Raw genomic sequence first — 13,682 nt, forward strand, 5'->3', positions numbered from 1 at the left:
CGGGCACACCGACCCCTGCGGGCAACGGCGGGAAACGGGCGTTTTCGCCCCATTCTAGGGGAATTCCCGGTACGCCGCGCTTCGGACCGGTTCCATCGTTCGGGCGCAGTTGAGTTCGATTTCTTCGGATCAACGGGTAGCCGCCTTGGCTTCGGTCTCCGTGCGCACCTCCCCTTGTGTGCGCTTACTGGAGGTCTTGGAAATGCCTGAACTTTCTCGCAGAGGCCTGCTCGGTGCTTCCGCCGCGGTCACCGGAGCCATGGCGGCGGGTGTGGTGCTTCCGGCCGCCTCGGCCCAGGCCGAGAGCTCCGCGGATTCGCCGAAGTCCGTCCGGCACGGGGACATTCGCGACGTGAAGCACGTGGTGATCCTGATGCAGGAGAACCGCAGCTTCGACCACTACTTCGGCACCCTGAAGGGCGTCCGCGGCTTCAGCGACCGGTCCACCGTCACGCTGCCCGGCGGGGCGTCGGTCTTCCAGCAGCCGACGACCACCCCGGGCCGGCATCACGGGCTGAACCTGACCGATCAGCGAGCGCGGGCCGGCGATGGCGCTGGTCCGCGCTCGCCGCTTTCCGGCTTCGCCATCTACTCGGTGGTACCGTATAGTGGTACTCGGTAGTACGGAGTACCGACGGATCGAAGGGGCCGCGATGGACGACCTGACGGAGATGCTGAAGGGCACGCTCGAGGGCTGCGTGCTCGAGATCATCGGCGGCGAGGAGACCTACGGGTACGCCATCACGCGCCGGCTGAACGAGCTCGGCTTCGCCGACGTCATCGAGGGGACGGTGTACACCATCTTGCTGCGACTGGAGCGGAACGGGCTCGTCCAGGTGGCGAAACGGCCGTCCGAGGTGGGTCCGCCGCGCAAGTTCTACGCGCTCAACGACGCCGGGCGCGCGGAGCTCGCGAGGTTCTGGGCCAAATGGCAGTACGTCTCAACACGCATCGACAGGCTCAAGGAGGGCGGGAGATGAACTTCTGGGAGACCATCACAGGCAGCGATCTCACCAGGGAATGGAAGGCGTTCGAAGTCCGGGCGGAGGCGTTGCCGGCTGACTACCGGGCGGCATGGGAACAGGTCAAGGGCAGCCTCTTTCCCTACGCGGGCCTCACCGGCCGCAACCTGATGCCGATCTTCGACGCCGCCCTCGGGCTGCTCGAAGAGGCATCGGCGGACGGGCAGGGCATCCGCGAGGTGCTCGGCGACGACATCCCGGGCTTCTGCGCTGCGCTGGTCGGCGGAGACGGGGCCCGGACGTATCGCGACCGGTGGCGCGAGCAGTTGAACAGGAACGTCGCGAGGAAATTGAGCCGGCTAGGAGGCTGGCGTGGGCATCCAGGACATCATCGAGGGCAAGAAGCAGTGGCGGGCGCATATGGCTCGGGTCAAGCTGCTCCCGGCGGACTACCAGATCGTCTACAGGGAGATGCAGAGGTACCTGTTCAAGGTCGGGCCGACCAGCCTGACCGACGGGCGCCTGCTGCCCGGGATCGTCGACTTCTTCGAGGAGGGCGTCGCGTCCGGCAAGGGGGTCTTGCAGCTCATCGGCAACGACGTCGCCGCCTTCTGCGACGAGCTGGTCAAGGACTCGCGCACCTATGCGGACGTGTATCAAGAGTCTGTCAACGGGGAGCCCGGCGCGGCCGAGAAGTAGCACCCGCACCCCAGTCTGATCGCCGCGGCGGCGGCTGTCGTTGTGCGCGATGACAACTTTGCGTTGCAAATCCAGTGGGTTTCAACTGACTCCATTTCGCCGACCGTCGCCTATTGGAGGAGGTCAAGGTGCCGCCATAGCCTTTTGACATGAGTCAATCAGACCCCATCATTTCCAATGTTCCAGGTCCCCTGCAGCGGTTGGCGCGTGACGCCTGGCAGGCGGTACTGCTGATCGGCATCTCCGCGGTACTGCTCGGTACGCTCGTGCTCGCGTGGCCGGGCGCGACCTTGGTCGTTCTCGGTGTGCTCTTCGGAATCTATCTCCTGGTCAGCGGAGTGCTGCAGATCGTCGCCGCGTTCGGCACCCACGCCGAGGCCTCGCTGCGCGTACTGGCCTTCATCAGCGGTGCGCTCTCCATCGCGCTCGGCGTGTTCTGCTTCCGCAGCGCCTTCGAGTCGATCCTGTTGCTGGCCGTCTGGATCGGCGTCGCATGGCTGTTCCGCGGCATCGCGCAGACCGCCGCCGCGGCGTCCGACGCCGCGATGCCCGCCCGCGGCTGGCAGCTGTTCGCGGGCATCGTGGGTACCCTCGCCGGTCTGATCGTGATCGCCTCACCGTTCAACTCCATCGGAGTCCTGACCGTCTTCGCCGGCATCTGGCTGGTCGTCACCGGCGTCGCCGAGATCGTCAGCTCGCTACGGATCCGCAGTCACGCCAAGCGGATTCCGGCCGGCCTGTAGAGAGCTCTGTCTGGGGCACACCGAAGCGCCGCGCCTCCGTCCTGCCCGGGAGCATGGCGCTTCGGCCCTTGTCGGGCGGAACCAATGACATTGTCCGCAGGAACAGAACTCGGCGCGGCCGTGGCCCGGTCCGGACATTCTCTGGCACGATCGGGGCCATGCAGATGAGCGATTCCCCGATAGCTCAAGCCGGGCGCCAGTACTTCAGTCCCACCGACGCGCAGACGTTGACGGGACTGCTCCGCCCCGCCTTCCACCTGCGGGCGCTCGAGCCCGGCGAACCACGGGTCGGGTACCTCGGCGGCGACCCGGAGCTGCCCGCCGACGTCGCGTGGCCGACCTGGGAGGGGCACGGCCCGCTGTACTTCGTCGCAGCCCTCGACTGCTCCCGGGTACCGACAGAGCATCTTGACATTCCGCTGCCGACGGCAGGGACCCTGCTGTTCTTCTACTTCGACGGGCTCGGCGAGAACACGGTCGCCTACAACGACGCGGACAGCGTCATCAACGGCACCCGCGTCCTGTACGTCCCGGCGGGCACCGAGACCGCCCCGCGCGCCCGGCCCGACGCGGCGGGGCCGTACCCGCGCCTCGGCCTCGCCGGCGAGCTGATCCCCACCATCCCGGACAACGGGAACCCCGCGCTGATCGCCGCCTTCGGCGACCCCGACGACCCGATCGACTACGTCGAGTACCCCACCACCGACCCGGACGGCACCGGCTTCTGGGAGGTGCTCACCGCGTTCCGCCGCGACCACTCGCCGCACCACCGGATCGGCGGCTACGCGCTGCCGCTCCAGGGCCAGGTGGAGCCCGAAGCCGCGCAGGTGTTCCACCCGGGCGACGACGAGAAGGACGCGGACGCGCGCGAGGACACCGCGGCGCAACTGGTGCTGCTCGCCCAGATCGACAGCGACGCGCGCACCGCCATGGGCTGGGGCGACGCCGGTCGGCTGTACTGGCTGATCCGCCGCGACGACCTCGCCGACGGCCGCTTCGACCAGGCCGTCTTTACTTGGCAGACCGAGTAGCGGCACCCATCGGCCTCCCCTCCTGCGACCCCCTGCGCAGGAGGGGAGCAGCGCGACGCCCCGAGTTCACCCGGGTTGCCGCAGGAAGCGGGCGATCCGCGGTGCCAGCTCGTCGGCGAGGGTGATCAGGCCGAGGTGCCCGTCGGGGTAGACGTGCAGCTCCGCGTGCGCCAACAGCCGAGCCATGATCCTGGCGTTGGCCGTCGGGATGAGCGGGTCGTCGTCGCCGGCGACCACCAGGGCCGGTTGCCGGATCAGCGGGAGGAACGGCAGGCTCGTCCAGCCGAGGCCGGCGGCGAGCTGAAGGGCGTAGCCGCGCCCTGAGGCGAACGGGGAGCGCCCGCTCAGCAACGTGCGGGCCAGCGCGGGCTCGTCGCGCATCCGCCCGCCGTAGACCGACGCGGCGATCGCGACCGCGAATTCCGGATCGCGATAGCGCTGCGGCGTGATCATCTTGCTGAGCACGCGGGGGTGGGCCGGGATCATCGTCCAGCCGGTGGCCGTGCTGACCAGGACCAGCCGACGGCAGCGGCGCGGATTCTGGAAGGCGAACTGCTGCGCCAGACCGCCGCCCCACGAGATACCCAGGACATCGACCTCGCCGATGCCGAGCTCGTCGAGGAGGCGGCCGAGCAGGGCGGCCAGCGACGCGAAGGTGTAGGGCAGCCGTGGCAGCGCCGACCCGCCGACGCCGGGCACGTCGAAGCGCACGACCGGAATCGCCGGATCCAGCGCGTCCACGAACGGTTGGAGAAGATCCAGACCGGCGCCGATTCCGTTGCACAGCACGAGCGGACGGCCGGAGCCCGGCCGCGTCACGACCCGGAGCCGACGTCCCCACACCGTGACCTCGCGGACCCGCTCGCTCACCGTTCCAGTAATCGGGTCCATGGCGTTCAGCGCGCCGCGCCGGAGCCGGTCACATGCGCTCTCAGGTGCGGGAACGTCCGGATGGCCTGCATCGCGGCCGCGAGTTCGGCAGCGGTGGTCGGATCACCGAGCGGACCGCCCAGGTGCTCCTCCAGGCGGCGCAGGCGGTAGCGGACGGTGTTCTCATGGCAGTACAGCAGGCGCCCGGCCTCCGCCGCCGAGCCCCGAGCGTCCAGCCACGCCTGCGCGGTGGCCAGGAACATGGCGCGATCGTCGTCGGGCAGCCGCAGCACGGAACCGAGCACGCGCTCCACGAACCGGCGCGTGGTGTCGAGGTTCCCGATCATCAGTTCGCTCAGCGGCGCGTCCTCGAGTTGGTTGACCCCGGCCGCGCCCGGCCGCAGGCCCTCCAGCGCGACCACGGCGTACCGCGTGGCACGCGGCGTCAGATCGAGCCGGTTGTACGGCGGACTCACCCCCATCCGGCAATCGGAGGTAGCGGAGATCGCCGCGAGGATCTCCCCGACCGGCCTGCGCGTGCCGTAGGAGACCACTCCGATGTCGTAATCGGGTTCGGCGCGCCACGCGGACACGGCCTCGAGACGGCGCAGCCGCATTTCCAGGGCGGGCACGGCCTCGGTCGCCGCGGGCGTCGCGGCGACGACCACGAGGAAGGCCCCCTCGAACGGCATCCCGAGCAGCTTCGCGATCTCCCACACGGTCGGCTGCCCGCGCGTCGTACCGTTCTGCAGCGACGCGACCAACGCCGACCGGCGCCGTTCGTCCGCGATCAACTGCTGCTTCACGGTCTGCCGGTACGCCTCCGTCAGTGCCTGCGAATAGTCGTCAGCGATCTCCCACAGGGTCGACGCGGCGCCGAGCAGAGCGGCCTCGGCCTCGTGCCCAGCCGCGCGCGCCGAGTCGACGAGTCGCTGCCACAGCATCGCGATGGCTACGCGGTATGCCCGCAGGACCTCCGGAAGCGGCACGGACTGCTCGGCGCGCTTCCGCCCGGTCCGGCGCGGAGCGTCGAGCTCGAGAGTCTCGGATCCGGCCAGGTAGCCCAGCAGGTAGCCCAGGTTGTGCGCCACCGAGGCGCGCAGATCGGCGGCGGGCACCAGGCCGTCGAGGCGGTAGACGTCGATCTCCGCCGTGACGAGCGACGCGGCTTCGTCGGTCAGCGCGTCGATCTCGGCGAGCAGACCGCGTGCGATCAGGGCGACGGCCGGGTCCTGGACGTGGCGGGACACGCTTCCGAGCCTAGTCCGGCCGGTCACCGCTGTCGTGCACCCCGCCCGATTCTGTATCCCGCGACACTTTTCGGGCCGCCATGTTGGGGTGGGGGACATGGACGGACGGCGACCTGCCGTCAAGCATGAGAAGGCAGGGCGGCCCGACAGCGTTACAGCGTTCCCATCTGCCAACGGAGGCATGATGACCAACCTCGCGACCAATCTCAAGGACGCTGCCGGGCAGTACCCCGGTCGACCCGCTGTCCGGCTCGACGATGCCGTCATCGCGTACGCCGAGTTGGACACTCTGAGCGCGCGCGTGGCCGGCTGGTTGCGGAGCCGGGGAGTCGAGGCGGGCGACCGGGTCGGCATCATGCTGCCGAACGTCCCGGCCTTCGTCGTGCTCTACTACGGCGTGCTGCGCGCGGGCGCGACAGTGGTGCCGATGAACCCGCTGCTCAAATCCCGCGAGGTCCGGCACTACCTCGGCGACTCGGGGGCGAGGATGGTCTTCGCGTGGCACACGGCCGCGGGCGAGGCCGCCGCCGGGGCCGGCGAGGTCGGTGTCGAGACCGTGACCGTCACGGCCGACATGCTCGACGAGGTAGCGTCGTGGCCGCCGCGCACGGATTTCGCCCTGCGAGAGGACGAGGACACCGCCGTCATCCTGTACACCTCGGGCACCACCGGAACCTCGAAGGGAGCCCAACTCACGCATGCGAACCTACGCGCGAACGCAGCCATTTCGGCCTCCAGCCTGTTCGGCGTGACGCAGAGCGACGTGATCATGGGCTGCCTGCCGCTGTTCCACGCGTTCGGCCAGACCTGCGCGCTCAACGTCGCCGTGCTCGCCGGCGCCGGCCTCACCCTGATCTCCCGTTTCGACCCGGTGGCCGCGCTGAAAGTGATCGAGCGCGACGGGGTGAGCGTGTTCATGGGGGTGCCCACCATGTACGTCGCGATGCTGCAGGCCGGGCGCGGCGTGGCCGACACCTCGACACTGCGGTTGTGCGTCTCCGGCGGGGCCGCGCTGCCCGTCGAGGTGCTCACCGGATTCGGTGCCGAGTTCGGGGCTCGCATCCTGGAGGGCTACGGCCTGTCCGAGACCTCGCCGGTGGCCTCGTTCAACCGCGTGGACAGCGCCAAACCCGGATCGATCGGCATCCCGATCGACGGGGTCGAGATGCGCGTGGTCGACGCGGACGGCGACGAGGTGCCGTGCGGCGAGAGCGGCGAGATCGTCATCCGCGGGCACAACGTGATGCGGGGCTACTGGAACAAGCCGGAAGAGACCACCGGCGTGTTCACCGACGGCTGGTTCCACAGCGGCGATGTCGGCCGCCGGGACGAGGACGGCTTCTTCTACGTCGTCGACCGGAAGAAGGACATGATCATCCGCGGCGGTTTCAACGTCTATCCCCGCGAGATCGAAGAAGTGCTCTACGAACACCCCGCGGTGCTGGAGGCCGCCGTGATCGGCGTCCCGCACGCCACCCACGGCGAGGAGGTCGCCGCCGCGATCGTGCTCAAGCCGGGGACCGCTGCCGAGGCCGACGAGCTGCGCGAATACGTCAAGGCGCGGGTGGCGCCGTACAAGTATCCGCGTCATGTGTGGCTGGTGGAGGCGCTGCCCAAGGGCCCGACCGGGAAGATCCTCAAGCGGGAGATCCGAGCGCCGGACGGCGCGCGGTGAGCGGGCCGGACGTCGCCGCTCCGCTCGACCAGTTGCTGGCCCAGGCATCGGTCGGCGCCTTACGCAGGCTGCTGCCCGTACACAGCACCCTGCGATTCGCCGCGGCGCTCGCCGGACGACCGCGACAGGTGGCCGCTCGCGGTGCCGCGCTGGCCGCCGAGCTCGGCCGGATCGCCGTGGGCACCTCAGCGATGGCCCCGGCCCGTCGTGACCGGCGCTTCACCGACCCCGCGTGGACCCGCAGCCCGCTGCTGCACCGGATGGTGCAGGCCTATCTCGCCGCCGGGACCTGTGCCGAGGCGCTGGTGCGGGATGCGTCACTGGATTGGGCGGATGCCGAGCGGATCGGGTTCGCGGTCTCGAATCTGATCGAGGCCGCCTCGCCGAGCAACAACCCGCTGCTGAGCCCGGTCGCGTGGAAGGCGGCGATCGACACCGGAGCCGCCAACATGGTCATCGGTCCGCGGAACCTTCTCCGCGACCTGAGCGCTCCGCCGCGCGTGCCGTCCATGGTCCCTCCGAACGCCTACCAGGTCGGTACCGACCTCGCGGTGACACCCGGCTCGGTCGTGTTGCGCACTCCGATGCTCGAAGTGATCCAGTACCGCCCGCAGACCGAAACGGTCCGTGAGGTGCCCCTGCTGATCATCCCGCCGACGATCAACAAGTACTACGTGCTCGACCTCGCGCCCGGCCGCAGCCTGATCGAATACCTGGTGGGACAAGGCCAGCAGGTGTTCGTCGTCTCATGGCGCAATCCCGACGCCCGTCATCGCGAATGGGGTTTCGACGCCTACGCGCAGGCCCTGCTCGACGCGTTCGACGCCGTCGACAAGATCACCGGAGTCGACTCGGCGCACGTCGTCGCGGCGTGCTCCGGCGGGCTGCTGGCCTGCCTGACCGCGGCGTACCGGGCCGCCGGCGGACGCCTCGACCGACTCGCCAGCCTGAGTCTGATGGTCACGATGATCGACCAGAACAAGGCCGGGCTCGCCTCGGCACTCGTCGACGAAGAGCTCGCCGCACGCGCCGTCGCCAGCTCGCAGCGCAAGGGATACCTCGACGGCCGCAGCCTCGCGGAGGTCTTCGCCTGGCTGCGTCCCGGCGACCTGATCTGGAACTACTGGGTCAACAACTACCTGCGGGGCGAGGACCCTCCGAAGTTCGACATCCTGTACTGGAACGCCGACACCACCCGGATGCCCGCGGCGCTGCACCGCGACTTCATCGAAGCCGCAATCCACAACAAGCTGGCCCACCCCGGCGGAGTCTCCGTACTCGGCACGGAGATCGACCTGCGCAAGATCACCGTCGACTCGTACGTCGTGGCAGGCTCCGCCGACCATATCTGCCCCTGGACGAACTGTTACAGCAGCAGTCAGTTGCTCGGCGGCAAGGTCCGGTTCGTGCTTTCCACCAACGGGCACATCGCAGCGTTGGTCAATCCGCCGGGCAACCCGAAATCCAGCTTCCAGGTCATGGACGACGTCACCCCGGGCGCCGATGAGTGGCAGCAGGCCGCACCGACCGTGAAGGGCTCGTGGTGGCCCGACTACGCCGACTGGCTGCGCGAGCGTTCGGGCGCTGAGAAGCAGGCCCCGGACCACCTGGGCAGCTCCGAGTTCCGGCCGCTCGAGGACGCGCCCGGCACATACATCTTCGACAAATGAGGTGAGATCGTCGATGACCGACCCGACGACCGACCCGACCACCGCGGCCCTGGCCGACGGCATCGCCCGCTCGCTCGGCACGGACAACTTCCTCATGCGCGAGCAACTCTCCGCCGACGAGGCGGCACTGCTCGACAGGGTCCGCGCGTTCGGCGAACTGGAGATCCTGCCGGTCGTCAACGACTACTGGGAGCGCGGCGAATTCCCGTTCGAGCTCGTCGCGAAGCTGCGGGACCTGGACATCGTCGGCGACGGCATGCGCGGCTATGGCACGGTTCCGATGACCGCGGTGGGTCAAGGCCTGGTCTCCTACGAGTTGGGTCGGTTGGACGGAAGTATCGGCACGTTCTTGGGCGTGCACGTCGGGCTCGCCATGAAGTCCGTCTACCTGCTGGGAACAGAGCAGCAACGGGAGCGATGGCTGCCTTCGATGGCCAGGCTGGAGACGATCGGCGCGTTCGCGTTGACCGAACCTGAGCACGGCTCGGATGCGGTCGCGCTTGAGACCACCGCGCGCCGTGACGGCGAGAACTGGGTGATCAACGGCCGAAAGCGCTGGCCGGGCAACGCCGTCTGGTGCGACCTGATCGTCGTGTTCGCCAGGGATGTCGAGGACGGACGGATCAAGTCGTTCGTCGTGCGCAGGGACGACCCCGGATTCCACGCCACGAAGATCGACGGCAAGATGGCGCTGCGCATGGTGCAGAACGCTGACATCCTGCTGGACGACGTGCGCGTCTCCGAGGATCGCAGGCTGGCCGGCTGCGCCTCGTTCGCCGACGTCGCGAAGGTCCTGACGGGCACCCGGAACATGGTCGCCTGGGCCTCGACCGGACACGCGGTCGCCGCGTACGAGATCGCACTCACCTACGCCCGCCGACGCGTCCAATTCGGCAAGCCGATCGCCGCAACGCAACTCATCCAGGCCAAACTCGTCGAGATGCTCGGCGAGGTGACCGCCATGCAGCTGTACTGCATCCGCCTCGGACGCCTCATCGACGAGGGCCGGATGACCGACACCATGGCCGCGCTGGCCAAGTACTTCTGCAGCGTCAAGGCCCGCCACGTCTGCCGCCTGGCCCGCGACATCCTCGGCGGCAACGGCATCACCCTCGAGTTCCACATCATGCGCCATCTGTGCGACATGGAGGCACTGGTCACCTACGAGGGCACCGCGGAGATCCAGGCCCTGATCGTCGGGCGGGAGGTGACCGGGCTCGGCGCGTTCAGCTAGCCGAACTCGGCGAGACGGTCGTCGGCCGTCACCGGTAGGCGGACAGCCCGAGTTTCACGGCGAGCGCGATTCCGGCCGCGGCGATGAAGATACGCAGCGCCCGAACCGGCAGGCGGCGCACGAGCCGGGGACCGGTGAACCCGCCGATCAGGAATCCGGCGGCGAGAAGCGGGACGTAGGCCCAGTGCACCGGCGCGAATACGGCGAACAGGCTTGCCGCGACGCCGTTCGCCACCCCGCTGATCGCGTTCTTGACGGCGTTGATCCGAGCCAGGGACTCGGTCAGCATGGTGCTCAGTACGATCAGCAGCAGCACTCCCGCGGCCGCGCCGAAGTATCCCGCGTACACCGCGACCGCGAACACGCCCAGTTTCCGGCTGCGGGAATCCTCGGAGTCCGGCGTCGCGACCATTCCGCGGATCCTCGGCTGTAGGAGCAGCATCACCGACGCGCCGCCGATCAGGATCGGGACCACCACCGCGAACGTGTCGGCGGGTGCGACGAGCAGGATCGCGGCCCCGGTCCCGCCGCCGAGCGCGGTGAGAACACTGAGGCGCACTACGCGTGCGCGTTGGCCGACCAGTTCGGGACGAGAGCCGAGAACGGACCCGACACCGGTCAGCACCAATGACACCGTATTGGTGACGTTGGCCGACAGCGGCGGCAGGCCGAGCGCGAGCAGGACGGGATAGGACACGACACTCGCGACGCTGGCGACCGTGCTGGCAAGGCCGCCCAGTATGCCGGCCGCGAGCAGAATGAAGCCATCAGCAAGAGTCATGATCGGCTTCAGCATGGCCGATGTCGGCAGCCGCTCACCAGGCCACCCGCCTGTGAGCTTGATCGCACGCCCGCTGCCCCTGAGCGGAATCCCGCTGGGTTGGTTTACTTCGAGCCCTGCTCCAAGAAGGCGATGATGCCGTCGGCGATCGCCGAGGCGATGCGGTCACGGCCTGCGGGGGACTCCATGAGCGCCACGTCGCCGGGGTTCTTCATGTTGCCGCACTCCACTAAGACCTTCGGGACCGTGGAGAGGTTCAGTCCGGCGAGGTCGCTGCGTACCTCGTATCCGTCGGTGCCGATGTAGGTGGACGGCGTCAGTCCCGACTCGGACAGGAACGTCGTGTGCATCGCCTCGGAGAGCGTGTTCGAACGGGCGTCGTTCGCGGTGCCGCCGACGGACTTGGCGGCCTGGATGATCTGGAAGCCGTGTCCGCTGGCGTCGAAGCCGTCGCCGTGAATCGACACTGCGGCGTCAGCGTGCGCGTTGTTTCCGATGGCGGCGCGCACATCGACGCACGGCCCGACGCCGGTGTCGTTCGTCCGCGTCATGATGACCTTGATGCCGCGCTGTTCGAGCAGGTTCTCCACCGAGGTCGCGACCTGGAGGTTGAACTGGTGTTCCGCATAGCCGTCGTCGGCGTTGGTGCCGGTCGTGTCGCAGGTCTTGTACTTGCCGAACCCCATGGGGACGAGTTGGTTGATCTGCGCCGTGTGACTCTCGTCCCCGCCGTTGTGACCGGGGTCGAGCACCACGGTCTTGCCGCTGAGTGTCGGGGAAGCGGATGAAGCACTTGCCACGGCTGCCTTCGGCGAGGCGCTGGTGCTGGTGGCGGTGGTACCGGTGCCCGTCGTGGCGCCGGCGCTGGCTGCGGCGCTAGCTGCGGCGGTGGCGCTGGCTTCCGACGCCGTGTTGGCGGATGCGGTGGCTTGGCACGAGGTGAGTGCCAAGGTACTCAGAGCGCCTCCGGCCGCCACCGCGACCAGACGACGGCGTATTCGTGGGTTGTGGGCTATCACCCGGCCAACCGTGCCATGAACGAGGCCGCGCCGGAAGTCCGATCACCGGGATTTTGTCTGCCAGCCGCCCGCCGTAGATACTTAAGTGGGTGGTTTACTTTATCGCGGTCCCGGCCTATAGCTAAGGATGTGCTTAACCAACCCGCCTCCCTCGACCAGGTCTTCCACGCGCTCGCCGACCCGACACGCCGCGCCATGATCGAACGGCTGGTCGGGAGTCCGGCATCGGTGAGTGAGTTGGCCGCGCCGTTCGCGATGTCGCTGCCGGCCGTCGTCCAGCATCTGCAGGTTCTGCAGGCGGCCGGGCTGGTCCATACGGAGAAGGTCGGACGCGTCCGCACCTGTCGCGTCGAGGCGGCCGCCCTGCGCGCCGCCGAGGGCTGGCTTTCCGGGCAACGGACGGACTGGGAGGGCCGCCTCGACCGCGTCGGCGGTCTCCTCGCCGAGCAACCCCCGGCAACAGATCAATCCGCTGATCGAGCATCAGAGCGGAAGCAAGCGCCATGACCGAACACTCCGTCACTCACTCGACCTTCGTCCTCGAGCGCATCTACGACGCCGCGCCCGAGCGGGTCTTCGCGGCCTGGGGCGACCCGGTCGCCAAGAACCGCTGGTTCGCAGCCGTCGAAGACGGTAGCGCGCCGACGATGGAGGTCGACTTTCGCGTCGGCGGCACCGAGCGCAACGTCTTCGTCAGTCAGGACGGAGGTCCGACGTTCACCTACGAGGCCGTGTTCCGCGACATCGTGCCCAACGAGCGCATTGTCATGACTAACCACATGCACCGTGACAGCGACAGCCCACTACTGCCCAGCCCGCCCGCTATTGGGCCCGTCGTCAGGTGGTTGCCGGCGTGGTGGGGGCTATCGGGGCTGTAGCGGCTGGAGTGCGCTGTTGTAGCCGGTTGAGGGCTAGTGCGCTCCAGCGCAGGTTGTCTTGTTCGAAGCTGATTCCGCGGAGCAGGGTGAGGTACGGGCCGATTCGTTCGGCGGTTGCGAGGTACTCGTCTTCGGTGCGTCCGTCGAGCAGGTGTGCCTGCAGTCGCTCGTAGCGGGCCAGCTTGGCGGTGGACCATTGGATGCGTTCGCGGATCGCGGAGCGTACGGCTTCGATGTCGCCGGCGTCGACGCTCTGGACCTTGACCATCAGTTCGTCCCTGATCGCCGTGGGTCTGGCCGGAGGTTCGGCGGTGTAGGCCCGTACCGTCTCGAGTCCGGCGTCGGTCAGTGAGAACAGTCGTTTGTTGGGGCGACGCTCTTGCTCTACGACGCGGGCTGTGACGAGTCCGTCGGCCTCCATGCGTTCGAGTTCCCGGTAGAGCTGCTGGGGGGTGGCCATCCAGAAGTTGGCGACCGAGGCGTCGAACCCCTTCGCGAGGTCATATCCGGACGCCTCGCCCTCGAGGAGGGCGGCCATGACCGCGTTGCGTAGAGCCATGCCGCCCATCGTAGCGTCTGGTGATTAATCAATTAGGTGAATAGGATCGCAGACTCCTTCACTGCATACCTTCACTGCATGTTGGTGTGCAGCGCCCGCATCGCCTCGTACGCGTCGTGCGCTTCGGCCGCCAATTCCATGACGACGGCGTCGAGCACCAGGAGCGCTCCCTGCTCGAAGAGGCTGCCGCCGAATTGGTTGGTGCGCAGCGGGCGGGGGCACGGGCAGCACCACGTCCGCCAGCGTGCCGAGGGGACTGGTCGGGTCGGCGGTCACGGCGAGTACGCGGCTGCCGAGTTCCTTGGCGCCGC

The 13,682-nt window shown here is 68.5% G+C and carries 15 protein-coding genes and 1 pseudogene; 11 read left to right on the plus strand and 5 right to left on the minus strand.

Translation table 11 applies throughout. The annotated features are described in order from the left end of the window. The first annotated feature begins 202 nt into the window (after positions 1 to 202). The 6 genes and pseudogenes from VG296_RS25880 (at position 203) to VG296_RS25900 (ending at position 3,435) form a co-directional block, all read left to right on the plus strand. A complete protein-coding gene (locus tag VG296_RS25880) occupies positions 203 to 622 on the plus strand; it encodes an alkaline phosphatase family protein (RefSeq protein WP_325570081.1) in 420 nt (139 codons plus the stop codon). 31 nt (positions 623 to 653) lie between these two features. Further along, entirely contained in the window at positions 654 to 980 is a 327-nt protein-coding gene (locus VG296_RS25885) for a PadR family transcriptional regulator (RefSeq protein ID WP_325570083.1), read from the plus strand. Then, a pseudogene (locus tag VG296_RS33025) lies at positions 977 to 1,330 on the plus strand (DUF1048 domain-containing protein); the annotation flags it as partial. The gene VG296_RS25885 and the pseudogene VG296_RS33025, both read left to right, overlap by 4 nt. Positions 1,331 to 1,334: 4 nt before the next feature. Continuing rightward, positions 1,335 to 1,661, plus strand: a complete 327-nt coding sequence (locus VG296_RS25890; protein WP_325570085.1) for a DUF1048 domain-containing protein — start codon at positions 1,335 to 1,337, stop codon at positions 1,659 to 1,661. Between the two features lie 200 nt (positions 1,662 to 1,861). After that, a complete protein-coding gene (locus VG296_RS25895; protein ID WP_325570087.1) occupies positions 1,862 to 2,404 on the plus strand; it encodes an HdeD family acid-resistance protein in 543 nt (180 codons plus the stop codon). 158 nt (positions 2,405 to 2,562) lie between these two features. Further along, positions 2,563 to 3,435: a YwqG family protein gene (locus VG296_RS25900; protein WP_325570089.1), complete on the plus strand. Its 873-nt coding sequence runs from the start codon at positions 2,563 to 2,565 to the stop codon at positions 3,433 to 3,435. 66 nt (positions 3,436 to 3,501) lie between these two features. Here VG296_RS25900 and phaZ read toward each other — a convergent pair whose 3' ends face one another. Next, the gene (phaZ, locus tag VG296_RS25905) at positions 3,502 to 4,326 is read right to left on the minus strand and encodes a poly(3-hydroxyalkanoate) depolymerase (protein ID WP_414641135.1); all 825 of its coding nucleotides are present in this window, start codon (positions 4,324 to 4,326) and stop codon (positions 3,502 to 3,504) included. Positions 4,327 to 4,331: 5 nt separating this feature from the next. Next, a complete protein-coding gene (locus VG296_RS25910; protein WP_325570093.1) occupies positions 4,332 to 5,555 on the minus strand; it encodes a helix-turn-helix domain-containing protein in 1,224 nt (407 codons plus the stop codon). Between the two features lie 184 nt (positions 5,556 to 5,739). Between VG296_RS25910 and VG296_RS25915 the strand changes: the two genes are divergently transcribed. The 3 genes from VG296_RS25915 to VG296_RS25925 are packed head-to-tail and all read left to right on the plus strand — an operon-like array spanning position 5,740 to position 10,134. Continuing rightward, a complete protein-coding gene (locus tag VG296_RS25915) occupies positions 5,740 to 7,230 on the plus strand; it encodes a long-chain fatty acid--CoA ligase (protein WP_349259690.1) in 1,491 nt (496 codons plus the stop codon). Further along, a complete protein-coding gene (locus VG296_RS25920; RefSeq protein WP_325570097.1) occupies positions 7,227 to 8,900 on the plus strand; it encodes a PHA/PHB synthase family protein in 1,674 nt (557 codons plus the stop codon). The genes VG296_RS25915 and VG296_RS25920 overlap by 4 nt, the downstream gene beginning before the upstream one ends. 13 nt (positions 8,901 to 8,913) lie before the next feature. Further along, positions 8,914 to 10,134, plus strand: a complete 1,221-nt coding sequence (locus VG296_RS25925) for an acyl-CoA dehydrogenase family protein (RefSeq protein WP_325570099.1) — start codon at positions 8,914 to 8,916, stop codon at positions 10,132 to 10,134. A 28-nt stretch (positions 10,135 to 10,162) separates the two neighbouring features. On the opposite strand, the gene VG296_RS25930 is transcribed toward VG296_RS25925, so the two are convergent. Further along, positions 10,163 to 10,915, minus strand: a complete 753-nt coding sequence (locus tag VG296_RS25930) for a sulfite exporter TauE/SafE family protein (protein WP_325570101.1) — start codon at positions 10,913 to 10,915, stop codon at positions 10,163 to 10,165. A 104-nt stretch (positions 10,916 to 11,019) separates the two neighbouring features. Beyond that, positions 11,020 to 11,865: an N-acetylmuramoyl-L-alanine amidase gene (locus VG296_RS25935; RefSeq protein WP_325570103.1), complete on the minus strand. Its 846-nt coding sequence runs from the start codon at positions 11,863 to 11,865 to the stop codon at positions 11,020 to 11,022. A 198-nt stretch (positions 11,866 to 12,063) separates the two neighbouring features. Between VG296_RS25935 and VG296_RS33030 the strand changes: the two genes are divergently transcribed. Together VG296_RS33030 and VG296_RS25945 are read left to right on the plus strand one after the other, a co-directional pair. After that, positions 12,064 to 12,441: an ArsR/SmtB family transcription factor gene (locus VG296_RS33030; protein WP_414641136.1), complete on the plus strand. Its 378-nt coding sequence runs from the start codon at positions 12,064 to 12,066 to the stop codon at positions 12,439 to 12,441. Continuing rightward, complete coding sequence (locus tag VG296_RS25945) at positions 12,438 to 12,812, plus strand: SRPBCC domain-containing protein (protein ID WP_325570107.1); 375 nt, start codon at positions 12,438 to 12,440, stop codon at positions 12,810 to 12,812. Before VG296_RS33030 ends, VG296_RS25945 begins: the two co-directional genes overlap by 4 nt. On the opposite strand, the gene VG296_RS25950 is transcribed toward VG296_RS25945, so the two are convergent. After that, positions 12,772 to 13,371 carry a PadR family transcriptional regulator gene (locus VG296_RS25950; RefSeq protein ID WP_325570109.1) on the minus strand — a complete coding sequence of 200 codons (600 nt, stop codon included), beginning with the start codon at positions 13,369 to 13,371 and terminating at the stop codon, positions 12,772 to 12,774. The genes VG296_RS25945 and VG296_RS25950 overlap by 41 nt on opposite strands. Between the last annotated feature and the right edge of the window lie 311 nt (positions 13,372 to 13,682).

Origin of the sequence: Actinospica sp. (genome assembly GCF_035552695.1) — a bacterium.
Taxonomy (GTDB): domain Bacteria; phylum Actinomycetota; class Actinomycetes; order Streptomycetales; family Catenulisporaceae; genus Actinospica.

Coding starts and splice junctions, on each gene's coding strand:
- VG296_RS25925 (WP_325570099.1), top strand. CDS start 8,914: ATGACCGACCCGACGACCGACCCGACCACCGCGGCCCTGGCCGACGGC.
- VG296_RS25880 (WP_325570081.1), top strand. CDS start 203: ATGCCTGAACTTTCTCGCAGAGGCCTGCTCGGTGCTTCCGCCGCGGTC.
- VG296_RS25945 (WP_325570107.1), top strand. CDS start 12,438: ATGACCGAACACTCCGTCACTCACTCGACCTTCGTCCTCGAGCGCATC.
- VG296_RS25915 (WP_349259690.1), top strand. CDS start 5,740: ATGACCAACCTCGCGACCAATCTCAAGGACGCTGCCGGGCAGTACCCC.
- VG296_RS25950 (WP_325570109.1), bottom strand. CDS start 13,371: ATGGCTCTACGCAACGCGGTCATGGCCGCCCTCCTCGAGGGCGAGGCG.
- VG296_RS25900 (WP_325570089.1), top strand. CDS start 2,563: ATGCAGATGAGCGATTCCCCGATAGCTCAAGCCGGGCGCCAGTACTTC.
- phaZ (WP_414641135.1), bottom strand. CDS start 4,326: ATGGACCCGATTACTGGAACGGTGAGCGAGCGGGTCCGCGAGGTCACG.
- VG296_RS25930 (WP_325570101.1), bottom strand. CDS start 10,915: ATGACTCTTGCTGATGGCTTCATTCTGCTCGCGGCCGGCATACTGGGC.
- VG296_RS25885 (WP_325570083.1), top strand. CDS start 654: ATGGACGACCTGACGGAGATGCTGAAGGGCACGCTCGAGGGCTGCGTG.